The organism is Chryseobacterium capnotolerans, from assembly GCF_021278965.1.
GTDB classification, from domain to species: domain Bacteria; phylum Bacteroidota; class Bacteroidia; order Flavobacteriales; family Weeksellaceae; genus Chryseobacterium; species Chryseobacterium capnotolerans.
This window is the reverse complement of the sequence record NZ_CP065589.1, coordinates 4,374,287-4,396,919: the sequence shown is the minus strand read 5'-3', so window position 1 is coordinate 4,396,919 and position 22,633 is coordinate 4,374,287. Positions and strand designations below refer to the sequence as shown.

Annotated in this window: 19 protein-coding genes and 4 tRNA genes; 7 read left to right on the top strand and 16 right to left on the bottom strand. The window is 34.6% G+C overall.

Annotated features, from left to right (window positions below; translation table 11 throughout):
• Entirely contained in the window at nt 1-720 is a 720-nt protein-coding gene (locus tag H5J24_RS21175) for a LytR/AlgR family response regulator transcription factor (protein ID WP_068940355.1), read from the top strand.
• On the opposite strand, the gene H5J24_RS21170 is transcribed toward H5J24_RS21175, so the two are convergent.
• Nucleotides 709-1,059, bottom strand: coding sequence for a hypothetical protein (locus tag H5J24_RS21170; RefSeq protein WP_068940354.1), 351 nt, complete (start codon nt 1,057-1,059; stop codon nt 709-711). The two genes, H5J24_RS21175 and H5J24_RS21170, sit on opposite strands and share 12 nt — an antisense overlap.
• Before the next feature lie 995 nt (nt 1,060-2,054).
• Between H5J24_RS21170 and H5J24_RS21165 the strand changes: the two genes are divergently transcribed.
• The gene (locus tag H5J24_RS21165) at nt 2,055-2,192 is read left to right on the top strand and encodes a hypothetical protein (protein WP_167386957.1); all 138 of its coding nucleotides are present in this window, start codon (nt 2,055-2,057) and stop codon (nt 2,190-2,192) included.
• Between the two features lie 137 nt (nt 2,193-2,329).
• On the opposite strand, the gene H5J24_RS21160 is transcribed toward H5J24_RS21165, so the two are convergent.
• From H5J24_RS21160 to H5J24_RS21105, 12 genes are all read right to left on the bottom strand, one after another.
• Nucleotides 2,330-4,006 carry a T9SS type A sorting domain-containing protein gene (locus H5J24_RS21160; protein WP_232815834.1) on the bottom strand — a complete coding sequence of 559 codons (1,677 nt, stop codon included), beginning with the start codon at nt 4,004-4,006 and terminating at the stop codon, nt 2,330-2,332.
• 10 nt (nt 4,007-4,016) lie between these two features.
• The gene (locus tag H5J24_RS21155) at nt 4,017-4,796 is read right to left on the bottom strand and encodes a T9SS type A sorting domain-containing protein (RefSeq protein ID WP_082811005.1); all 780 of its coding nucleotides are present in this window, start codon (nt 4,794-4,796) and stop codon (nt 4,017-4,019) included.
• A 203-nt stretch (nt 4,797-4,999) separates the two neighbouring features.
• On the bottom strand, nt 5,000-5,770 hold the full coding sequence (locus H5J24_RS21150) for a T9SS type A sorting domain-containing protein (RefSeq protein ID WP_068940346.1): 771 nt from the start codon (nt 5,768-5,770) through the stop codon (nt 5,000-5,002).
• A gap of 184 nt (nt 5,771-5,954) precedes the next feature.
• Complete coding sequence (locus H5J24_RS21145) at nt 5,955-7,460, bottom strand: T9SS type A sorting domain-containing protein (protein ID WP_068940344.1); 1,506 nt, start codon at nt 7,458-7,460, stop codon at nt 5,955-5,957.
• 68 nt (nt 7,461-7,528) lie between these two features.
• Nucleotides 7,529-8,977: a LamG-like jellyroll fold domain-containing protein gene (locus H5J24_RS21140; protein ID WP_082811003.1), complete on the bottom strand. Its 1,449-nt coding sequence runs from the start codon at nt 8,975-8,977 to the stop codon at nt 7,529-7,531.
• 1,203 nt (nt 8,978-10,180) lie between these two features.
• Nucleotides 10,181-10,255 (bottom strand) — tRNA-Glu (locus tag H5J24_RS21135).
• A gap of 63 nt (nt 10,256-10,318) precedes the next feature.
• A tRNA-Glu gene (locus tag H5J24_RS21130) sits at nt 10,319-10,390 on the bottom strand.
• 81 nt (nt 10,391-10,471) lie between these two features.
• Nucleotides 10,472-10,543 (bottom strand) — tRNA-Glu (locus H5J24_RS21125).
• Nucleotides 10,544-10,552: 9 nt separating this feature from the next.
• Nucleotides 10,553-10,807 carry a 30S ribosomal protein S20 gene (gene rpsT / locus H5J24_RS21120; RefSeq protein WP_068940340.1) on the bottom strand — a complete coding sequence of 85 codons (255 nt, stop codon included), beginning with the start codon at nt 10,805-10,807 and terminating at the stop codon, nt 10,553-10,555.
• A gap of 67 nt (nt 10,808-10,874) precedes the next feature.
• A complete protein-coding gene (locus H5J24_RS21115; protein ID WP_068940338.1) occupies nt 10,875-11,195 on the bottom strand; it encodes a hypothetical protein in 321 nt (106 codons plus the stop codon).
• A 640-nt stretch (nt 11,196-11,835) separates the two neighbouring features.
• Nucleotides 11,836-11,910, bottom strand: a tRNA-Glu gene (locus tag H5J24_RS21110).
• Between the two features lie 57 nt (nt 11,911-11,967).
• Nucleotides 11,968-13,254, bottom strand: a complete 1,287-nt coding sequence (locus tag H5J24_RS21105) for an N-acetylmuramoyl-L-alanine amidase family protein (protein ID WP_068940336.1) — start codon at nt 13,252-13,254, stop codon at nt 11,968-11,970.
• Between the two features lie 53 nt (nt 13,255-13,307).
• On the opposite strand from H5J24_RS21105, the gene H5J24_RS21100 reads away from it, so the two are divergent.
• From H5J24_RS21100 to H5J24_RS21090, 3 genes are all read left to right on the top strand, one after another.
• Complete coding sequence (locus tag H5J24_RS21100) at nt 13,308-15,893, top strand: putative LPS assembly protein LptD (RefSeq protein ID WP_068940334.1); 2,586 nt, start codon at nt 13,308-13,310, stop codon at nt 15,891-15,893.
• Between the two features lie 130 nt (nt 15,894-16,023).
• Complete coding sequence (locus H5J24_RS21095; RefSeq protein WP_045491236.1) at nt 16,024-16,404, top strand: RidA family protein; 381 nt, start codon at nt 16,024-16,026, stop codon at nt 16,402-16,404.
• The gene (locus H5J24_RS21090) at nt 16,404-16,859 is read left to right on the top strand and encodes a hypothetical protein (protein ID WP_068940332.1); all 456 of its coding nucleotides are present in this window, start codon (nt 16,404-16,406) and stop codon (nt 16,857-16,859) included. The genes H5J24_RS21095 and H5J24_RS21090 overlap by 1 nt, the downstream gene beginning before the upstream one ends.
• A 72-nt stretch (nt 16,860-16,931) precedes the next feature.
• Here the strand turns inward: H5J24_RS21090 and H5J24_RS21085 are convergent, their stop codons facing one another.
• Complete coding sequence (locus tag H5J24_RS21085) at nt 16,932-18,461, bottom strand: trypsin-like peptidase domain-containing protein (protein ID WP_068940330.1); 1,530 nt, start codon at nt 18,459-18,461, stop codon at nt 16,932-16,934.
• A 351-nt stretch (nt 18,462-18,812) separates the two neighbouring features.
• Here H5J24_RS21085 and trhO point away from each other — a divergent pair, with 351 nt between their 5' ends.
• Both trhO and H5J24_RS21075 read left to right on the top strand, forming a co-directional pair.
• Nucleotides 18,813-20,183 carry an oxygen-dependent tRNA uridine(34) hydroxylase TrhO gene (gene trhO / locus H5J24_RS21080; RefSeq protein ID WP_068940328.1) on the top strand — a complete coding sequence of 457 codons (1,371 nt, stop codon included), beginning with the start codon at nt 18,813-18,815 and terminating at the stop codon, nt 20,181-20,183.
• An 86-nt stretch (nt 20,184-20,269) separates the two neighbouring features.
• Complete coding sequence (locus tag H5J24_RS21075; RefSeq protein ID WP_232815833.1) at nt 20,270-20,797, top strand: 5-formyltetrahydrofolate cyclo-ligase; 528 nt, start codon at nt 20,270-20,272, stop codon at nt 20,795-20,797.
• Here the strand turns inward: H5J24_RS21075 and H5J24_RS21070 are convergent.
• Complete coding sequence (locus tag H5J24_RS21070; RefSeq protein ID WP_068940326.1) at nt 20,746-21,324, bottom strand: hypothetical protein; 579 nt, start codon at nt 21,322-21,324, stop codon at nt 20,746-20,748. The genes H5J24_RS21075 and H5J24_RS21070 overlap by 52 nt on opposite strands.
• Nucleotides 21,308-22,483, bottom strand: coding sequence for a hypothetical protein (locus tag H5J24_RS21065; RefSeq protein WP_068940324.1), 1,176 nt, complete (start codon nt 22,481-22,483; stop codon nt 21,308-21,310). Before H5J24_RS21065 ends, H5J24_RS21070 begins: the two co-directional genes overlap by 17 nt.
• Nucleotides 22,484-22,633 lie beyond the last annotated feature (150 nt).

The following is a 22,633-nucleotide window of genomic DNA, read 5'->3' as shown; positions in this document are numbered from 1 at the left end:
ATGACTGAGAAATTACGCTGTATAGTTATTGATGATGAGCCAATTGGCAGAGAATTGATAGTAGATTTTGTGAAAACCATTCCTTTTCTGGAATTGCAGACCTCTTATGAAGACCCGATTGATGCTCTTGCATATCTTCAATCTAATGAGGTAGATATTATTTTTAGTGATATAGAAATGCCCAAAATTAATGGGATTGATCTTATTCGTACACTTACCAAACCACCTGCCATTATATTCATTACCGCACATAGAGATTTTGCTTTAGAAGGATTTGAAAGCGGGGTAGTAGACTATCTTGTAAAGCCGGTAGCTTATAGTAGATTCTTAAAAGCGGTTAATAGAGCAAAAGAAAGAATACAGACTTCTGCTAAAACCAAAAGCACTTCTCCGGAAACAGATTCCTCACCTGAGCGAATTTTTATTAAAGTAAATGGAAAACTTGTAAAAGTGATTCTTGAAGATATTCTGTATGCAGAAGCTTTAGGAGATTACCTTAAAATCGTAACAGATACGGAAACTTTTACCACTTTGGCAACACTGAAGTCTATGGAAGATATTCTGGTTGCCCCTGCTTTCTTTAGAGTGCAAAGATCTTTTATAGTAAAAATTACCTCCATAAAATCTGTTTCAGGAAATATTATTGAACTTAATAATGGTAAGACTATTACAATAGCGCTTAACAAAAAGGATGAATTATTTAATCTGTTAAGAATTTAGATTATCAATTACTCTACTGATTTCTTCTACAAACTGATGGTAATACATATTTTTATTCAGAATACCTATTTTTAATCTTTGATCTTCCTCAAAAAAACGAGCTATAATATTTTTGGGGAAGATTGATGATATTACAATCACAATAGCCCCTTTGTCTATACATCCCTTTAGATAAGGAGCATCAATGTTAATGGAATCATTATCCCAAAAAATAATGTGCCCTTCCTCCTTAGAATTTTTCCCTTCAGATAAAGTAAGAAAATGAGTTTTGTTGATAAACTCTTTTAACTTATAATGAATAAGAGTGTTTTCTGATACTATTTTACAAATTACCCACATAGTTGTTTGTTTTTAAAAAAATGAAGAGCTGATAGAGAGTGAAGTTGGATTAGTGTCTTCAAACGATTTTGTAGTTGAATAATTTTTTACCGCTCTTTTCTTAATAATTAATTTTTGATTCGTTGTGTTTGTTTTCATGGTAGTTGTTTTAGTTTGTATTCCAAAATTGCAGTATAACAGGATTGAAAACAAAACGAATCGGTGAAAACATCGAATCTTCCGATAAAACATTTATATTTTTCGATAAAGTTTTTTGATACTATGAATGATTCTATTATAGAAAGAGAACTTACGATGGATAGTGCTGTAATGATTATTAAATACCGTGAAAAAAAATGTAGCAAAAAATCTGTTGATAAGGAAATTTTGAGTCTCTTTAGTTGTTTTGAGTAACAAGATAATCAGTGAGCTGTAGGAAAGGAAATATTTACTTCTGCTAAATGTTGAGTTGGGTGAAATGGTATAAGTCAATAATAGATGCAATAAAGATTTTGTTGAAATTAAATCTTTTGTTCATCATAAAAATATCAGTCTAGATATTTATTTTCTGATCTAAATAAGAGCGGGAATTGCTAAGAAGGCTAAGCCATGATTGAGAATAATGATATTAGACTATTTCAAGGCTTTTATTAATGAATTTAATTTATTCTATCTGTATTCCTTACGATCTGTTGTACTCACAAATAATATAGACCATCCTTTATGGAAAATTTGAGGACAATATAGTTTATAATTCTATGATAAAATGAGTAGGATATTATACAAATATTTGTTCTTTTAGTTTTATTTTGATTAATTGTTGTTTTTCTTTGTTTGTGATTGTTTTTTTTAAATGATTTGATGAAAAAAATGCTAAATCAATATGATTGTATGATGATTTATTGTCTTATCCATTTATTTATCTTTTTTGTCGGATAATTTTATGTTTTCACCGATTCGTTTTGTTTTCAATCCTGTTATACTGCAATTTTGGAGTATAAACTAAAACAACCACCATGAAAACAAACACAACGAATCAAAAACTAATTATTAAGAAAAGAGCTGTAAAAAACTATTCCACTACGAAATTGTCTGATGACACATTGCTATCAACTAACCCAACTTCACTTTCTATCAGCTCTTCATTCTTTTAATTGTTAAAATTAAAACTTACAAGCAGTTATACTAAATTCATTTCATAGGAGACACTTATTCAGCGGTTATTATCACTGAAGTGCTGAGTAAATAAAATCAGTATGATACTATACGAGGATCATACTGATTTATTAAATTATCTTGACAGAATTATTTTTCGGGAATGTATTTTCCCATCTTTTGTTTCTATACTAAGAACATAAATGCCATTAGGCAGGGTTGAAGGCAGATCAAATGTTTTTGATCCGATTTTAGGGTGATATACTTCTTTTCCTGATATATTTCTGATAGTGATATACGAATCTATTAGACTCATATTTCCATCTAATGTAATTGACCCTGTAGTGGGATTTGGAGAAATAATAAATATATTATTTTCGGGTAAGGATGTTTTTTTTACAATCGAAGAGTCGATTGTAATAGATTGTGAGTAAGCATCAAAAAGCCGGGAAGGTGAAATCTTTTTACCATAAATAAGAAATTCATCCATCTGCGCCTTATTAAGAGAAATCATAAAGGTAGTATCGGATTTTCCCGTGTAATAGGGAGCCCAATGTGTGCAATAATTGGTTGCTGGAAAACCAGACCCATTCACTCCTATAGGAAAAGGAGCAGAACTTGGGGAGCCATTGACGGATAAACAGAAATCAACAGGGTAGTAGGGAGGGTGAAAAAGGCTGACATTTTGATAGTAAGAATTTGCATACTGTGGAGTGGGATCGTTATTAAAATCTAATGTATAAAAGTTTAGGGAATTTCCAGTAGGTATCGGATTGGGCCTTGACATTCTGCCAAAGTACTTTTTGTCAAAATTATGATTCTCATCAACAGGCCTTATAATTATACTGTCTTCTGTAATTTTAATCCTTTCACCATAGAGAGTGAGATCAATATAACCTCCTTTATCTATTCGGGCCCAAAATGAAACCGTTCTTGGCGCTTTAGGCTGGGGGACGGGTAATGGATTTAATGTATTGCGAATGGTATAAGTAGGGTCTGCTGGCAGATAAGAAAGTCCTTCTTTGCAGATCATGCTGTCTTTAAAAACAGTATTTCCTATACTGGTTGTAAATAAATTAAATACTGTTGTGGCACCAGAGTAATCAGACGTGTTTCCATTAAAAGGATAATAATGGATAGGGTTAGCTGGAGGGCTGCATCTTGATATTTCTTTATAATAGGCATAATAAATCCGAAGCTTATTGTTAAGACCTAGAATTCCACGAAAAGTTATTTTTGCCCGATTGTACAAATTAGTCGGAGTAAATTCAATAGTTGCTTTATTAGGGTCCTGAGGATCTACTTTTACTAAGTTATTGGTTATGATTTGTGATTCTTTATATAATTGTAATCCTCCACCTTCGTAATATGTTTCTACGGAAATTGAACTCAATAGTTGGGCAGATAAAAGTAATGAAATGGGAATATTATTATCAGAACCGAAGCCAATCACCAGATTGTTAAGTTTAGAAGTTTCAGGGAAGTATAAGGTTTGTTCAATACCAGCTAAAATACCCAAATCAGTTTTTATAACAGAATAATCACTTTCGTTATTACCTACTGCACGTTCAGGATGATCTACTCCACATCCTACACATAAAAGTCCGGAAGTTGTAGATTCCTGTCCATTGGCATACACTTTTTTTGCGCCAAAGAAAATGAGCTTATATGGGACAGGACTAAAGAGAATAGCAAAGCCCTTATCAGGTAGTTTCCTGCTAATAAATTTGTTTTCATAGATTGAGATTTGTTTGGTTAGAGTATGAATATATAAAAAAACGGCAGGCTTGAAAAAGCCTGCCGCCTCTGGCATGTTTAATTATTTATTTAAGTAAAACCTTACTTGAATATGTTTTTCCTTCTTGGGTCTGAAGCTTGATGATGTACAGTCCTCCAGGTTGGTTGATTTCAAATGTGTTCGAGTTTAGCTTGGTGCGGAATACTTCTTTTCCTGAAGTATTGATAAGTGTGATCTCTGAACCTTTGGCCTGTAAGTTTTTATCCAAAGTCACCTGTCCGTTTTCACTGTGCGCCAAAAAGCTGATAAAAGGATCTCTGTACTGGTAACCATAGTATACCCTAAATTCTCCTCCAAGACTTAATAAGCCTCCATTTACACTGATCTTGATTCGATCATAAGGCTTGTTCATGGTAAGCTCAATTTCTCCTTTGCTTGAATTGGTATCTCCAAGTTTTAAAATATCATTATTAAGATTTTGATAATCATTATTAGAAACATCTCCATTGAATGTTTCAATAGATACTCCACCTAAAACTTGTGCAGTCAGAGGAGTCCCGTTGGAACCGATACCAATAACCAATTTGTTAGTGTAAGCACTGTTAGGGAAAATTAAGGTTTGTTCGGTACGGGCTAATAACCCGACGGATACCTGTAGTACAGAATAATCATTTTCATTAGGACCGATAGCATTCAATGGGTTGACAACCCCACAGCCTATACACACGCCGTATACCTGATTTTTTTGATCGTTAGCATAGTATTTTACAATCTGTGCAAATGACATATTGCTTGTCAGAAATAATAAACAAGCAAAAATAGCAGTCTTAACACTGCGTGAACTCAAGAATAAATTAGTTTTCATATATAAAAAATTTTGATTTTAGTTTGGTGTAAATTTATAAATAAAATAATTATGTTGAATATTTTATTTCAATTTTTTGTGATGTAATTGTAATTCTATTTTTATAATCAGTTTTTTTTAACTATAAATTAATTAAATTTAACTTTGTATATGTGTAAAAAAAACGGCAGCCTTTTTAAAGACTGCCGTTTTAGTTTTGTCATTTATTTAATAATGATTTTCTTAGAATAAGTTTTGCCTTCTTTAGTTTGAAGGGTCATAATGTAGACTCCTGAAGATTGCTTAGAGTCAAATGTATTGCTTGTAAGCTTTGAACGGTAAACTTCCTTGCCTGAAGTATTGGTTAAAGCAACCTCAGAACCATCTACGCTCACATTTCCGCTTAGGGTAACCTGTCCGTTCTGGCTATGAGCCATTAGTTGAATCAATGGATCCTGGTAAGCGTAATAAATTCTGAATCCGCCACCAAGACTTAGTACTCCTCCCGTTAAACCAATTCTTATTCCGTCATAAGGTTTTGCTGGTTTAAACTCTACCGTACCTCTATTGGGAGTCGCTCCTAATTTCAGAAGGCTTACGTCTATTGTTCTACGGTCTTCATTGGATGTTCCTCCATTCATAGTCTCAAGAGTTACCCCGCTTAGTAATTGTACGGATAAAGGAATATTATCTGTTCCGATACCTACAACAAGCCTTGTGTCTGCCCTAAGATCAGGGAAAATTAAGGTCTGCTGAATTCCTCCTAATAATGCAGTGCCCAATACCATCGTGGAATAATCATCTTCATCCCCTCCAACGGCATTCTGTGGGTTATCTACACGGCATCCTAAGCAGGCTACCCCAAATACACCAGAACTTTGTGCGTGAGCATAGATTCTGTTTTGGGCAAATGAAAATTGAGTAGAGAATAAGAAGAATGCCAGTAAGGCAGCTTTAAAAGAGAATTGATCTCTAGAAAGTAAATTAAATTTCATGTTATTAATTTTTGGATTTATTATTTTATTCAAATTTAAGGATTAATAAGAAAAAGAAAAAGAAATATTTCCTTTTTTGGTGATTTTTAAAATATGCTATAATTATTGCTTATGATTTAAGTTTGACTGCAATAAAAAGACAGGCGAAATAGCCTGTCTTGAGTAGAGTATTTTTTTAATAAATTTATCGTGTCAGAATAATTTTACGGGTATAGACCTTTTTATCTTTTGTTTGTAAGGTCAGCATATAGACGCCTCCCGGCAGGGTAGCAGGAAGCTCAAAGGTTTTGGATCTGAAAGGTGAGTGATATACTTCCGTTCCTGAAGTGTTTCTAATGGAAATATTAGAACCGACCAACAGTACGTTTCCATCTAGGGTGATCTCTCCGGTGGTAGGATTGGGAGATACGGTGAAAGTATCCATTGGCGCTGCAATTTTCGATGCAGGTGCTGAAGTTCCGGAGGTACAATTGGGAATTTTACCATAAGAACAGGCTAATGCTTTTACTTCATTGCCTGTTAAAGCTCTGTCATAAATGAGAAGCTCATCTATTTTGACATGTTCTACATGAATATCTAAGTGTTCGCCACTTGTCAAGGTTTTAATATTTGTCTTACAACTAGATATTATGCCATTTTTATAGACACACAGCTCCTGTTTTTGTTCATCGTAGGTTATTGTAAAGTGTACTAATTCATTCCAATTCATTGTGTTATAAATTGGATTAACGTCTGTTGGTATCTCGCCAAATGGGTCATCATATGAATCTAGCTCTGCAGTGAAGGTAAAAGTAGTGAACCCAAGAAAATCTTTGGGCTCAGAGACGACAATCATATTTGTCTTTATGGCAAATCTTGGTTTTATATTTGTGTCACCTGTTGGATCGTCGACTTTTGCCCAGAATGCAATAGTTTTCATTCTAGTATTGTCATAATGAACAACAGGATTCATATAGGAAAGGAAACTTCCATTTTGTGCACCACTATAGAAGGAACCTCCACATGCCATGTCACCCTGGACTAAATCATAGGGACCTTTAGAATGGCTAAGATTTAGATTAGAGATAATATCATTGAAGTTCTCATCAAATGAGTAATAAGCAAGTGGATCCAGCGGAGGATTACCGCAATCTGTGAACTTTGCAGGAGTATGGTAGGCGTAATAGATCTGTAATACATCGTTTAATCCTAATGCCCCACCATTTAGAGTGATTTTAATGCGGTCAAAGAATTTGGCAGGAGTAAATTCAATGGTTCCTTTTTTTTGATTCTGGCCAAGTTCCAGCATATTATTATTGATCAGTGTTTTGTCTCCATTCGAAGTGTTTCCGGAATAGGATTCTACATACGCTTCTCCGCCCAGTAGCTTTGCAGAGAGGACATGGCTGGGAGAACCAATTCCAATGACAACTTTCTTGAAATGCCTGGTAGTAATAGCTGGGAAAATTAAAGTCTGTTCCACTTTACCTCCTAATAACGATAATGGAATTGTGATGGTTGCAAAGTCATTTTCATTATCTCCTACCGCATTTTGTGGATTTTGTATGGAGCATCCTACACATAAACCATCAACCTTGTCGATTTGACTGCTGGCGTAGGTCTTGTCTTGTGAATAAAACATGACATAGTTGATAAAGAATAAGACAAATACAATTTTTTGTATCATGCCTTGAGGTAATAAATTTTTCATAAGATTTATATTTTGGGTTAAACAAAAAAAGAAGCATGAACCTTATGGTCCACACTTCTTATAGATAGTTATCGTGTCAGAATAATTTTACGGGTATAGACCTTTTTATCTTTTGTCTGTAAGGTCAGCATATAGACTCCTCCCGGCAGGGTATCAGGAAGCTCAAAGGTTTTGGATCTGAAAGGCGAGTGGTAGATTTCTATTCCTGAAGTGTTTCTGATGGATATATCAGAACCAATCAAAAGAATGTTCCCATCTAGGGTGATCTCTCCGGTAGTGGGGTTGGGAGAAACGGTGAAGATTTCTGTTGGTGTGGCAATTTTCAATGCAGGAGCTGAAGTTCCTGAGGTACAGTTGGGAAGTTTCCCGTAAGAGCAAGCTAGTGCTTTTACTTCCTCACTTGTTAAAGTCCTGTCATAGATGAGGAGTTCGTCTATGAAAGTCCTTTGTAGTAGAATGTTAGTAATATAAGTCATCCCTCTTGTAAAGCTTCCGCAGGAGCTGCTTGATGATAAATTTCCATTTTTGTAAAAACATATTTTATTTTCCTCTTCATCATAAACTATAGCAATATGAGTTAATTCATCAGGTGTAATATTGTCGCTTGTTCTTTGAAGTATAGCATAAAAAGGTGGACCTGTCATTTCAATTAAAGTAATATTTTCATAAGCACCTGCGATAGACATGCCTTCAGTTGATATACTTATGTTTCCACGTTCAGGAAATGATGATCCATAATCCATTTTTATCCAAAATGACATAGTCTTGTTGGTATAATCAAGATCAGATAAAATGGAATTTAAGGCGGATTGGTTATGGCTATAAACAGCTCCTCCTTTACATACAATATCATTTTGAAATATTATATTGGAATCAAGTGAAAAGTCCTTATCACTTATAATATCCTTGCCATTTCCATTAAATGGATAATAGTGTTTAGGATCCAACGGAGGATTACCACAGTCTGTAAACTTTCCAGGAGTGTGGTAGGCATAATATATTCTAAGCTCTTCTCCTAATCCAATAAAGCCGCTATGTATTGAAAGTTCGATTCTGTCAAAAGGTCGGAAAGTGGTGAACTCAATAGTTCCTTTCTGCGGGTTTGAGCTGGGTTTAAGCATGCTTGCATCTACTCTTATACGATCATTATTAGAAATATCTCCTTTATATGTCTCAATATAAATTTCTCGTTTTGCTTGTTCTTTTATAGATACATTAGGGGTTTCTATCCCCATCGTGACTTTTCTGTAAGCACGGGCAAGTTTTGGAAAATTTAAATTCTGTTCAATTCTGCCATTAAGTCCGACAGGAATCCTTAATGTTTCATAATTGGTTTCGTCATTTCCTACTATATTCTGAGGATTGTCTGCTCCACAGAGTAAACACAATCCATAGTTTTTATTAGTCTGACTGCTTACGTAAGTTTTTTCCAGTTGTGCATAGAATAGAGCACCGGTGATAAACAGTAAGGCAAATACAATTTTTTGTATCATGCCTTGAGGTAATAAATTTTTCATAAGATTAAGATTTAGGTGAGTTGTTTGAATACATATTTTTTAAATTATGTTGGTAAAGATTATTTATACCATAAATTCTCTTTTCTTCCAGTTGGGGAATGAGCTGTCAGTTCAAATAGATGTGACGGGAAGGGGTGCAGTAAGCATTTTATGGTTAAAGTACCCTTATAGAAATTTTAGGTCCTGTACAACAGACAGCACTTTGTTCAATTGATAATAGGTCTCCGTATGATAAGAAGTTCAGCTGTATATTTTTAAAAAGAAAGCTCTTCTTGTCAACAAATCTGTACAATACTACAATATCACCTTTAGAAAGTAAGCTTTTGTGCTTGGATTTCAAAAGAGATAAATTTCTTTCTTAGTCATTATTGGGGTACTCTGGTATATTCTACATTGATATTTGAATTTCATGTATTGTTCCTGCCATTCGGATCTCATTTCCAGGCTGTATATTTTTATGCAGCTTTTAGCTGATCATCTTTATAACTGGTTAGGAAATAAAATAATGAGAACTTTTGGACATCCATAAATGGTTCTGTAGAATACATCGTTCAGGCTGACATCATTGCCTGCTCATATTAGAGTATTATTCAATAAAAGACGGTCAAATAGCTGATGGAGATCATCCATTTCTGTGTACTACAGAGACAGCTTTACTACAACATATACTTTTTTATTTACCAAAATGGTAATGAGGAATCAGGAACAACCATAAAGGCGGCGAAAGAAAGCCCCTTGTCAGGAAACGGTTTGTTAATAAATTGATTTTCATGTTTTATATTTAGGTGTTTTGATTTTATAAAATTACGTATAAAATAATTATGTTGATATATTTTTTTCATATTTATATAATACTTAATATTATGTTCATCATATTATTGAAATTTCACTTATTATATAATTTTTTTTATATAGGATTTTAGGAGTATATAGCAGATTCCGGCAGGCTGAAAGCCTGCCGGAATTATGAATAAAGGAAACTAAATAAAGGAAAAATGAAAAAAGAAGCTGATGAAACTGATGACTAATCAGCTTAGAAAAATCAATAACCCTGCTTCTCTGTTGTGTAAAGGTTAACAGTAAGGTTGAATCATATAATCTCCAATGGATAATTATAGATGTCTAGATTGAAATCTATGTATATGTTAGGGGGTAATAGAGGAAAGTATAGAAACAAAAAAGGACTTTCCGAAAAAAGTCCTTTGGTAGCCCGTAGGGGAATCGAACCCCTCTTACCAGAATGAAAATCTGAGGTCCTAACCGATAGACGAACGGGCCCTCTATCTTCCACTATCGAAATAGCGTGTTAGCTTTTGTTTTTATAAGTGTCAACTCTTAATGTAGCCCGTAGGGGAATCGAACCCCTCTTACCAGAATGAAAATCTGAGGTCCTAACCGATAGACGAACGGGCCGGTTAGATGTGTTTAAGTAATAGCTTTCTACTTTGTTTTTAAAAACCACTGTAAAAAACTCAGTGGTTTTTAAAAATTAAGTAGCCCGTAGGGGAATCGAACCCCTCTTACCAGAATGAAAATCTGAGGTCCTAACCGATAGACGAACGGGCCGCTATACTTTTACGCTAATTTATTAACGTGTTTTGTTAATTTGCTTTTTAAGTTAGCTGCTTTGTTTTTGTGGATAATATTTTTCTTAGCTAATTTATCCAATAAAGCGATAACTTTTGGCAGTTGCTCTGTTGCAGCAACTTTGTTCTCCTCATTTCTTAAGGCTTTCAATGCTGTTCTAGCAGTCTTGTGATAATATCTATTACGAAGTCTTCTAGTTTCGTTCTGTCTGATTCTCTTTAATGCTGATTTATGATTTGCCATATCGTTCAAATGTGAGTGCAAAACTATAAACTTTTTTTTGAAACTACCAAATTTATTTTTAAAAAATTTAATTTTCTTCTGAAAGGTACTTTCTAAGCTTATCTATTGCTTGTTCTATTTTTAAATTTTCTTGTTCTTTTTCAATTTTTTTGATCGTATTTCCCAACATGATCAGTGCGTTGTTCCATTCTCCAGTGGTATTGGTGAAAGTAAGTCCATCAATTGTTACTTCAAAAGCAACCCTTTCTCCGGTCCTGTAAAGTCTGAAACTTATTTTATCATCTCTGCCTGTAATCCCGTCTTCATTGATTTGTAAATCATAACTTTTTGGGTTAGAGTGGATTTTCTTAAAAAGCAATTTCGCTTCTTGTATTTTTAAATCCGGCATGATATAAAATTTGATAATCTGCAGTTGCCTGCAGACGGTGGGTTATCAATACTATTTTTCATCAGTGTCACCATATTTGTTTGACCAATTATGGTTAAATTTATTAAAAAATTTTTGCAAATATAAGGCTTTTGTGAGATATAACGTAAATAGAGTGACTTTTTAGACAAAAAGTTGTGATATTTTTATTAGAGTTATAATAAGTGATTCAGTACCAATGTTCTGTGATTTCAGAATTTTCACTTCCGATTTTAGATTTATTAAAAATATCATACAAATGGATAGGATAAAGGAAGTATTCCTAATTTTCTATGAGATAGTTATCTGCATCTTTTATCATTGGCTATGCCGAAATACCATTCGCTGGCTGAAAGGAGATCATCTTTGATTTCTGACGATGGAAGAGTCTTTTATGTAGTGTATAAATCAGATTCTTTATTTCTGAATATTTGTAAGCCTTCGGTGTGTATTCGGAATAAGACAGGCTTATAAACAGTTCATAAATCAACGTAGAATTGCACGCAGGTACAAAAATAGTTTTTGTATTAAAGACTATTATCGGTGCTCTCAACTAATATCTTTCGAATCATGGATTTGCCATTAAAATAAAAAAGAGAAACGACATGATCGTTTCTCTTTTTGGTAGCCTATAGGGGAATCGAACCCCTGTTGCAAGAATGAAAATCTTGAGTCCTGACCACTAGACGAATAGGCCAAATTTTGAGGTTGCAAAAGTAGAAAAACCTTTTTAAACATCAAAATTATTTTTTAGTTATTTATAAACTTTTTGAATGACCGTATTCTTAATTCCTTTGGCTTCAACTTCTTTCTGTAATTTGACAGCATCCTCCAAAGTATAGACCTTTCCATAGGTATAATAGAAGACACCACTATCTTTCTCTCTTTCTACATCCTTAAGGTTCTGAAGGATGTATGAATTCCCATTTAGCTTTTCACCGGTATATACTTCTAGTGTGTAATATCCCATGCTTATTCTCTGATTAGGCATGAATCCTACTGCAAACGCATTTCTAAATCCGGCATCTTTGGCTGTTTTAAGGTTAATGTCTTTTACAGAAGCCATGTTAGTTACTGCATAGTAGTATTTGTACTGTCCGTTTTCTTTGAGAGTAAGGATGTAGCTAAGTCCTTTTAATGCTGGATCATTCTCATTGTATTTCGTAGGAGAACTCATCAGTAATATTCTGAAATCATTTTTCAATGGAACTTCTGCAGGTTTTTCAGGTTCCTGTTTTTTCGTAGTAAAAGATCCACCTGATTTTCTATCAATTGCTTTTTTGTAGTCAATAATGGCATTGTAGATACTTTCTGCAATCTCTTGCTGACCCTTTTCGGATGCAATATAATGGCTTTCCTCCGGATGATTGATAAACCCTGTTTCTATAAGAACGGAAGGCATGGCATTCATACGAAGAACGTGAAGGTTCTTTTGGAAAACACCTCTGGAAGATCTTTTATCTTTATTTACAAAGTTATCTTCAACCAAGCCGCCTAAAAGCAAACTGGATTCAAGATATTTACTCTGTTGCAGCTTTAAGGCAATTAAAGATTCCGGAGAATCGGGATTATAGGATCCGAAGATCTGCTTATCTTTTTCGTCTAGAAAGATTACGTCATTTTCTCTTTTGGCTACTTCCAGGTTTTCGTTGTTCTGGTTAGGCCCCTGTACATAGGTTTCCGTACCATAAGCGGTAGGCCTTGCAGAAGAATTACAGTGGATAGATACAAACAGGTCTGCTTTACTTCTGTTGGCAAGGTTCGTTCTGTCAGATAGAGAAGGGTACTCATCAATCTTTCGGGTGTAGATTACTTTGAAGTCCCTGTTTTTCTCAAGCATAGCTCCTACCTTTAAAGTTATAGCAAGCGTAATGTCTTTTTCAGCAATTCTTCCTATGTCCGAATAAGTCCTGTTGGCCCCGTGATCACTTCCTCCGTGTCCCGCATCAAGAACTAGTGTAAACTTCTTTTGAGAGAAGATAATGTTGCTGATTAGGAGAAGGAGAAATGATAAAATTATTTTAAAATTTTGTTTGTGCATCTTACAGTTATAAAAATTATATTAATTTTGGGCCTTAATTATATAGAATAAAATTGGCCAAAACCGTCCTCAAAAATATATTACAAATTTTAATTATCCTAATTTTTAACAATTTTTTAGCACAGAAAACCCCTGAAAAATTGCCTAAAAATACGGTTAAAGATACTATTTCCAAAAAGGATACCATTGTTGCGAAAAAAGAAGCTTTAGATGATGTACTTCAAACAAAAGCAGATGATCAGCGCAGAGATATCCCTAAGAAAATGACATTCCTTAACAAGAATGCCCAGGTAAAATATCAGGATATGCAGATTGATGCAGATTATATTTCCATTGATGATAATAAAAATCTGATCTATGCGAGAGGAAAACAGGATTCTTTAGGGAAAATCATAGAACCTGTAATTACTACTCAGGCTGGGAAGAAATACGAAACGAACGAATTCAGCTATAACACAAAAACCAAACAGGCTATTGCTTTCAATGCAAGGACAGAAGAAAGTGAAGGCGTAATTATAGCCCAGAAAACAAAAAAATATAATGATTCGGTGTTTGCCATGAGAAAAGCAGACTATACCACCGATGAATATTTTGTAAAGAAAAAAGATACGGCAGCTGATTACTTTATGAGGGCTTCCAATATCAAACTGATCAAATCCAAAAATAAATCTCAGATTGTTACAGGGCCTATTCAAATGTATATAGAACAGGTTCCTACACCGCTTATTATGCCTTTTGCCATACTTCCGTTTTCGGATAAAAGAGCAGCCGGTATTTTGATTCCGAGTTTTGGTGAAAGGGAAGATGTAGGTTTCTTCCTGAATGGTATTGGATATTATCAGCCTATTGGAGAACATTTTGACCTTAAAGTACTTGCGGATATTTATACGAAAGGAAGCTGGAATTTGCGCCCACAGATGAATTACCAGAAAAAATATCGCTATTCGGGAAGCTTCAATGCTGACATTGGAACGATCGTAAGAGGGATTAAAGGGTTGGATGATTATACTAAAAGCAGCACTTATAGAATCAGCTGGTCACATGCTCAGGATTCTAAAGCAAATCCTTTCCTTACATTCAGTGCACAAGTGGATATTGTAAGTACAAAGTTCTATAATAACCCGCTTAACAACAATTATATTTTCAATCAGAATGTATTGAATACCCAGCAGAATTCAACGGTAACCCTTACCAAAAGATTTCTGAAACTTCCAATGACGATTACCGGAACGGCATCTTACTCTCAGAACTTTGCAACAGGATTGGCAGATCTTCGTCTTCCGCAGATGAATGTAGCGATCAACCAGTTTTATCTGTTTAAGTCAAAAACTGGAGTGAGACAAGGTCTTATTGAAAATATTACAGTAAATACAGGTTTTAACCTAACGAATTTTGTCACCACTCAGGAAAATGAATTGTTCAAAAAAGAAATGTGGGATAAAATGCAGACGGGCCTTAAAAATAACATCGCTTTAGCCACCAATACGACCTTAGCTAAATATTTTACTTTCAGTTTAAGTGCGAATATTGATAACGCATTAACCACAAAAACGTTAAACAGATATTATGACCCTGTGAAAAATGTAACAGTGGATGAAATCAATAAAAAGTTTGCAGGATATTCTTCATTCTCTACCACAGCAAGTCTTCAGACTACATTGTATGGAATGATGAAGTTCAAGAAAGGGTCTGTTATAGAAGCGGTGAGACACATGGTAATTCCTAGTATTGGGTTTACTTATTCTCCGGATTTTTCAAGTCCTGGTTTCGGATATTACAAAAACTATTATAATGCAACTGGTGCGCTTACTCCTTATTCCATCTTTGAAAAAGGAATTATTGGAAGCCCTTCAAACAATTTGGTGGGAGCGTTAGGCTTCAATATAGGAAACAACATCGAAATGAAGGTGAAATCCAAGAGTGATTCTACCGGAGTGAAGAAAGTGAAGATTTTTGAATCTTTGAACCTTTCAGGAAGTTACAACTTTGCGGCTAAAGATCATCCTTGGTCTATTTTTACGATCAACGGACAGTCTTCATTCTTTAATAATAAGCTTACAGTGAATACCAGCCTTTCTCTTGATCCTTATAAGATTGAGTTCATCCCGGGACAAGATCAGGGAATCAGAACGGAGAAGTTTGGGGCGTTTGGTGTACAGGGATTCAATATTCAGGTATCTTATCCTTTAAGCAGTGAGATTTTTGGAGAAAAAACAGACTATGGTAAAAAATATGCATCAAAAGGAGAAGTTCGAAATGAAAACTATTATTTTGATGATGACAACTATGCTCGTTTCGATCAGGCATGGACATTGAACGTTAATGCTAACTATGCTTATTCAAAAGGAACTAGCAGGTTTGGAAGCAAAATTGCATCTTTAGGTCTTGACGGAAGTATTAAGCTTACTCCTTATTGGAACGTTACCGGAAGTACACATTATGACCTGGTTACTAAACAGCTGGCTTATACGAGAATTGGTTTTTCAAGAGATCAGCGAAGTTTTACCATTAATTTTAACTGGGTGCCATTCGGACAATATAAAGTATATGACTTCTTTATCGGGATCAAAGCTAATATCTTAAGCGACGCGTTGAAGTATAAAGACAGAAGCTTTACCCAGCAAAATGCACCTTTCTAATATCAGATTGGCATTTGCCAATATAAATTTTATATTTGCAACCAAAATAAATCTAACGAAATTATCATGAAATTGCTTAACTTATCGTTGGTAATGAAAGATGGTTTTACAAAAAAATAAATATCCGTATATGAAACAAATAATCAATACAGTTAATGCACCTGCAGCTATCGGGCCCTATTCACAAGCAAATATGGCAAACGGAGTTTTATACATTTCCGGACAGATTCCTGTAGATCCTGCGACTGGTAAACTGGTAGAAGGAATTGAAAAGGAAACACATCAGGTAATGAAAAATCTTGAAGCAATCCTTACTGAAGCTGGTATGACTTTTAAAAATGTTGTAAAAGCAACCATCTTTCTTAAGAGCATGGATGATTTTGCAGTAATGAATGATATTTATGCTTCTTATTTGGATGCAGAAAGCTACCCGGCACGAGAAACAGTACAGGTTTCTTGTCTGCCTAAAAATGTGGATATTGAAATTTCTATGATTGCACATCAGGATTAATGAATTTTATAAGAAATACATTTGCGGTATTGATGGGTCTTGGGATAACAGGACTTATAATAACTCTTGGTATAAGGGCTTTCCCGCAATGGGTTACTTTCGAAGCTTTTGCTCCGTTTGAGCATTGGCAGAGATTTCTTTTCAGTATGAAAGACGATAAGGCCTTTTTTGGCTTTCTTTTGTTTATTTCCGGACTGGGAACTACCATTGGTGGAGTAGCAACCGCAATCATCGTTAAATACGCGAAAGTGGCTTATGCTATTCTGATCGGTTTCATCATGCTGTTCATCGCAATGCTGGATGTTATTATATTTCCTTATCATCCTACATTTTATAAGATTTCGATCTTCCTTACTTTTTTTCCGTTTTCCTGGATTGGGGGTAAGATTGTAGAAGTCATTTATGAACGGAACAAGAAGAAAAGGATTGCTGAGAAAATGAATAAACCCAAGTAAATAATAAAAAAACGCTGCAAATCTTTGCAGCGTTTTTCTTTGATATGAAATAACTATTGTTTAGTTTATTGATTAAGGCATTTTAAATCCTTTTGTATACATTCTTCCGTAATCATCTACAAATTTCACCTGTACATTTCCTTGGTATTTATTCAGGATGTTTTCGATGTCTTTTTGTGAATTTACCGGCTTACCGTTTACTTCAATGATGATGTAATTGTCTACGATACCAATTTTAGCCATTTCACCGCCTTCAGATACGTTTTTAGTAACTACACCACTATTCAACCCATATTCAGTTTTGAATCTTTCGTTAAGAGGATCAAACTCAGCCCCGATTTTTTCTGTTACACTAAGGTCAGCTTTAGTTCTGGTAGAAGTACCCCCTTTCTGATCTCTCAATGTTACATTTGTTGTAGATTCTTTACCATTTCTTGAATAGGTTACCTGAACTTTATCACCCGGACGTTTGCTTCCGATTGACATAGAAAGGTCTGCAAAATCAGTGATGTCATAGTTATCTATTTTTGTAATGATATCTCCTTTTTTCAGTCCTGCATCTTCTGCGCCGCTATTGTCTCCAAATCCTGTTACGTACACTCCGCTGCCTGATTTAATATTGGTTTTGAATTGTTTATTATAGGCCTGAACTTGTTGGTCATTTGAAAGGTCTAGTGATGAAACCCCTAAAAATCCTCTTTGTACAATACCGAATTTCTTGATATCCTCAACGATCTTTCTTGCCAGGTTAGATGGTACTGCAAATCCGTATCCCTGATAATATCCTGTCGTTGATTGAATAGCAGAGTTGATTCCAATAAGTTCACCATTGGTGTTTACTAAAGCTCCTCCGGAGTTTCCAGGGTTAATGGCAGCATCTGTCTGAATAAAGCTTTCAATTGGATTGCTTGCTTTCCCTTGGCTTCCTAAAATGCCAATTCCTCTTCCTTTAGCAGAAACAATACCCGCCGTTACAGTGGAATTCAATCCCAGTGGATTTCCTACAGCCAATACCCATTGTCCTACATCGATATTGTCAGAGTTCGCAAAATTTAAGTAAGGAAGTCCTTTTTCTTCAATCTTTAATAGAGAAATGTCCGTGTTAGGGTCAGTTCCTACTAAAGTAGCGATATATGATTTTTTGTTGCTTAGTACAACCTCTAGTTTATTAGCACCTGCTACAACGTGATTGTTTGAGATAATATAACCGTCAGGAGAAATGATTACTCCAGAACCCATTCCTGAAGGCATGTTGTCCGGAACCTGCTGTTGCTTCTGTCTTTGCTGGCCTCTTCCTCCGAACGGATCTCCAAAGAAATAATCGAACAGATCCTGTTCTGTAGCTCTGCTTGCTGTTCTGCTTTGATAATTTTTAATAGTAACTACGGCCGGAACAGTTGTTTTGGCTGCTTTTACAAAGTCATCACCTACAGCTCCCGTATTCATTCCAGCGAATGAAGTATTGGGTGCGGATGTAGTAAAAAATGATTGATCTCCATTATTGGAGCCATGTCCGAAATATTGTATAGCTCCAACGGTAGTAGCTCCAGAAATAACTCCAACTACTGCAAATGGTAATAGTTTTTTTAAAGTACTCTTCATTGTATATCTTTCTTGTTTATTAATTAATTTTTATTTTATGTTTTTGAGTAAACAAATTTAATGTTAAATAAGTAAGCAATTAGTATGCTATGTTTCAATTTTAACTAAAATTTAACTGCTATTATATCATTTTATACATTATGTCATAATTGTTAAGGCCATAGTTAACAAAACTTAAAAAAAAATTAAATCAAATATGACAAAATGTTCTCATAAAAATACCATAAAAAAATAACTTTCATTACTCATACCGGCAGGTATCTGTCAATTATCATCTGCCTCATGAAAAGACTTTAATTTGAAAATGTCTATCTTTGCAAAAATATTTTTCTCACTTAAAACGTTTATAGCATGCAACTGTATAACACCTTAAGCGCAGAAGAAAGAGCCAAACTTATTGATGAAGCTGGTAAGGAACGTCTTACTCTATCTTTCTATGCGTACGCTAAAATTGAAGACCCTAAAAAATTTCGTGACGACTTATTCATAGCCTGGAATGCCCTGGATGCGCTTGGCCGTATTTATGTTGCCCATGAAGGAATTAATGCTCAGATGAGTGTTCCTGCAGATCAATTTGAAGCTTTTCGTGATACGTTAGAGGTATATGACTTTATGAAAGGAATCCGTTTGAATGTAGCGGTAGAGCAGGACAATCATTCCTTTTTAAAGTTGACGATTAAAGTAAGACATAAAATTGTTGCTGATGGTCTGAATGATGAGACTTTCGATGTAACCAACAAAGGGATTCACTTAAAGGCTCAGGAGTTTAATAATATGCTTGATGATCCTAATACGATTGTAGTTGATTTTAGAAATCATTATGAAAGTGAAGTAGGGCATTTTGAAGGGGCTATTACTCCGGATGTGGAAAACTTCAGAGAAAGTTTACCAATCATCAATGAACAACTACAGGATTTCAAAGAAGATAAAAACCTATTGATGTATTGTACCGGTGGTATCCGTTGTGAAAAGGCAAGTGCATACTTCAAACATCAGGGGTTTAAAAATGTGTTCCAGCTGGAAGGCGGGATTATTGAATATACCCGTCAGATCAAAGATGAAGGAATCGAAAGTAAATTCATCGGTAAAAACTTTGTTTTCGATCATCGTTTAGGAGAAAGAATTACGGATGATATTATTGCACAGTGCCACCAATGTGGAAAACCTTGTGACAATCATACCAATTGTGCCAATGATGCCTGTCATCTTTTATTCATTCAGTGTGATGAATGTAAGGCTGCAATGGAGAACTGCTGTTCTACAGAATGTCTGGATATTATTCATTTACCTTGGGATGAGCAGGTGAAGTTGAGAAAAGGATTGCAGGTTGGGAATAAAGTATTCAGAAAAGGAAAATCTGATGCCCTGAAGTTTAAAAATTCAGGAGAGCTGCCTAAAGCTCCTTTAGCAAAAGCTGAGACTAAGAATATCCGTCAGAAAATATCGGTTAAAAAGGTATTGGTTGGAAAGGCAGAACATTATTTCTCAAAATCAAAAATCGGACAGTTTTTAATTGAAAATAAAGAACTGTCAGTAGGAGATAAAGTATTGGTTTCTGGTCCTACAACAGGAGAACAGGAACTTACGATTACTCAGATCTATGCAAATGGAGGACCTTGTGAAACAGCAAAACAGGGAGATCAGATTACTTTTGAAATTCCGTTCAGAGTTCGTTTATCAGACAAACTGTATAAAATTCTTGAACCTGCTGAAAATGCGTAATGTATAAAGACAACGTTCAGTAAAAATAATATAACGCTTATGTTGAAAGCTGAGCTTAGAAAAAAATATATGCAAAAAGAAAAGCCTTGTCTCGTGATGAGGCTTTCTTGTTATCTGAAAATATTTTTCAGAATTTCGTTACTTACTTTAAGCCTCAGGCAGGGCAGAAGATCCATGTTTTTGTTCCCATTGAGAAGTTTAATGAGATTGATACCCGAATCCTCATTGATTATTTGTTAGCACAAAATAGTCATGTCTACGTGCCTAAAATTGTAGAAGATAAACTGATTGCTATTGAAATTTTCAAGGGTACTGTTTTTGAAACAAACAATTGGGGGATTTCCGAGCCTGTTTCCAATGAAGATTCCGGAGAAGAGTTTTTTCATTATGTCATCACTCCGCTTTTATATTGTGACCCGAAAGGGAATAGGGTAGGATACGGAAAAGGCTTTTATGATGGGCTTTTTCAAAATATATCTCCAGAGACAAAAAAAATCGGAGTCAATTATTTTGGCCCCGATGAGTATATTGCTGATGTCTGGGAAAATGATATTCCTCTTGACTACTTGGTTACGCCTACAGAAGTACTGTCTTTTTTCAGCGGTTTAGAATAGAAATCTAAAAAGTAAAACTTAAATTCTTTTTTCTGTTTGGATGTTGACAGTAATATATACTGAGCATTCTTTTCGAAGTTTCCCAATGACTTATTTTTATCATCAAAGTATTCTACATTGAACTTAGCGTAGTCTAAAGTGTCCTTTTTATAAAATTCCTTATAAACGTTCAAAGAATTTACCTTTGCAGCTTTCACTTTCATGCTGTCTAATTCTTTAAACATTCTTTTGAAGGTTAAAGAATCAGGTTTGTGGAAATAACTTTCCATTTGTGAATAGATAAAACTATCTACTTCAGTATTTCTATTACCACTAATATAAAGAGTAGAAAGATCAAGAAGTTCCTGAACTTTTTGTTTGGTGATAGAGTTAATAGCCTGCATACTGTCCATTTGTACAGCTGGATAACTTTTTGTGTTGTTGCTGTTTCTTAATTTATCTAGATCACTTGCTTCTGTTTTTTTAGTACAGGCAGTAAATAAAGTCAGAAGTATAGTGAGGATTAAAAAATTATTTATTCTTTTCATCTGTAGTCGCAATTTTGAATTTAATGGATACGATCTTACCGTTGTCTTTTTTCATTTCTATTACATTCAGGTTTTTTAGAGATGTAGTAGGAGTAGTAACGAGGGTGATATACTTTTGTTTGTCTAATCTTTCAATACCATAGGTGTTATTGTCATATACCTGATAGATTACAGCATTATTGCTGATCAGGTTTTCCAGTTGATTCCTTTTTTGTTTGATAAGGGCCACCTGTTCTTCAGAATTTCCTGTAATATCTTTTCTTGAGAAATAATAGGCTGCCATTTTATAATCATCAGGCTTAAGCTCAATTTTTTCTTCTTCAGGAGCATTTTCAAGGTTTCTGTTTACATCCAGCGGCTCATAAAACGCAGCGCTGATCTTCATCTTCAGATTTTTATCTTTGGTTGAATAAGAAAAACATTCCCCAGGTTTGATTTTATACATCAACGGAGATTCATTTTCCTTGATAACCATGATGTCTAATGTGTTAATCACAGAAACTCCTCTGTCTTTATCAATGAAGCAATACGTATAGGTTTTTGAAAAAAGTACATCCTTGAATCCCAGTAAACCTGTTATTGCAATTAAAACGGAAGTAATCAATGCCCAGGCATTCTTTGTCAGGAAATTTTTCTTGGCCGGTATTGCCGAAATTTCAACTTCGTTTTGTTTAGGCTGTATTTTATTAACCTGTTGATTTTCAGTATTTGATTTTTGTAAATCAGTGTTTTCTTGGGGGTGGAATTCGTTTTTTTTAGGCTGAATTTCAGTTTTTGGAAGATCTGGAGCTGCAGCAACTGTTTCTTCCAAATCATTCATATCTTCTTCATCAAGATTTTCAATTTCCTGAAGTAATTCCCCGGCAAAAAGATGCTGCTTTTTGAATTCGTACCAGGAGTCATAACCTGCATAAATACTCAATAAATTGAGCATGTCTATTCTGGGTAATTTAGTAACTGGTGAAGTTTTGAAATAGGTGTAAAATGATTTTTCACTGATGTTGCCCTTGGCTTTTTTGCGCAGGTCTTCCTGAAAATATATGATATCTATACCCTTCCACTTGGATATATCATCCTGTGATGGGGTGTGTTCTTTTAAATATTGACCTTGGACATCCTTTTTTAGCTGCTCAAAGTGTAATAGATCTAAATCTGTCAATTTTTTTTAAAATAATTAAATTGTTGATTATCAGTTATGTTTTTTTGTAAAACTATTTTACAAAGGTATTACAATTATTTTTCATAAACAAATTTTCTAACTGCTATACCTTTGTCTTGTTCAAATAACAGAACAGAAGAAAATTTTATA

Coding starts and splice junctions, on each gene's coding strand:
- H5J24_RS21175 (WP_068940355.1), top strand. CDS start 1: ATGACTGAGAAATTACGCTGTATAGTTATTGATGATGAGCCAATTGGC.
- H5J24_RS21170 (WP_068940354.1), bottom strand. CDS start 1,059: ATGTGGGTAATTTGTAAAATAGTATCAGAAAACACTCTTATTCATTAT.
- H5J24_RS21165 (WP_167386957.1), top strand. CDS start 2,055: ATGAAAACAAACACAACGAATCAAAAACTAATTATTAAGAAAAGAGCT.
- H5J24_RS21160 (WP_232815834.1), bottom strand. CDS start 4,006: ATGCCAGAGGCGGCAGGCTTTTTCAAGCCTGCCGTTTTTTTATATATT.
- H5J24_RS21155 (WP_082811005.1), bottom strand. CDS start 4,796: ATGAAAACTAATTTATTCTTGAGTTCACGCAGTGTTAAGACTGCTATT.
- H5J24_RS21150 (WP_068940346.1), bottom strand. CDS start 5,770: ATGAAATTTAATTTACTTTCTAGAGATCAATTCTCTTTTAAAGCTGCC.
- H5J24_RS21145 (WP_068940344.1), bottom strand. CDS start 7,460: ATGAAAAATTTATTACCTCAAGGCATGATACAAAAAATTGTATTTGTC.
- H5J24_RS21140 (WP_082811003.1), bottom strand. CDS start 8,977: ATGAAAAATTTATTACCTCAAGGCATGATACAAAAAATTGTATTTGCC.
- rpsT (WP_068940340.1), bottom strand. CDS start 10,807: ATGGCAAATCATAAATCAGCATTAAAGAGAATCAGACAGAACGAAACT.
- H5J24_RS21115 (WP_068940338.1), bottom strand. CDS start 11,195: ATGCCGGATTTAAAAATACAAGAAGCGAAATTGCTTTTTAAGAAAATC.
- H5J24_RS21105 (WP_068940336.1), bottom strand. CDS start 13,254: ATGCACAAACAAAATTTTAAAATAATTTTATCATTTCTCCTTCTCCTA.
- H5J24_RS21095 (WP_045491236.1), top strand. CDS start 16,024: ATGAAACAAATAATCAATACAGTTAATGCACCTGCAGCTATCGGGCCC.
- H5J24_RS21090 (WP_068940332.1), top strand. CDS start 16,404: ATGAATTTTATAAGAAATACATTTGCGGTATTGATGGGTCTTGGGATA.
- H5J24_RS21085 (WP_068940330.1), bottom strand. CDS start 18,461: ATGAAGAGTACTTTAAAAAAACTATTACCATTTGCAGTAGTTGGAGTT.
- trhO (WP_068940328.1), top strand. CDS start 18,813: ATGCAACTGTATAACACCTTAAGCGCAGAAGAAAGAGCCAAACTTATT.
- H5J24_RS21070 (WP_068940326.1), bottom strand. CDS start 21,324: ATGAAAAGAATAAATAATTTTTTAATCCTCACTATACTTCTGACTTTA.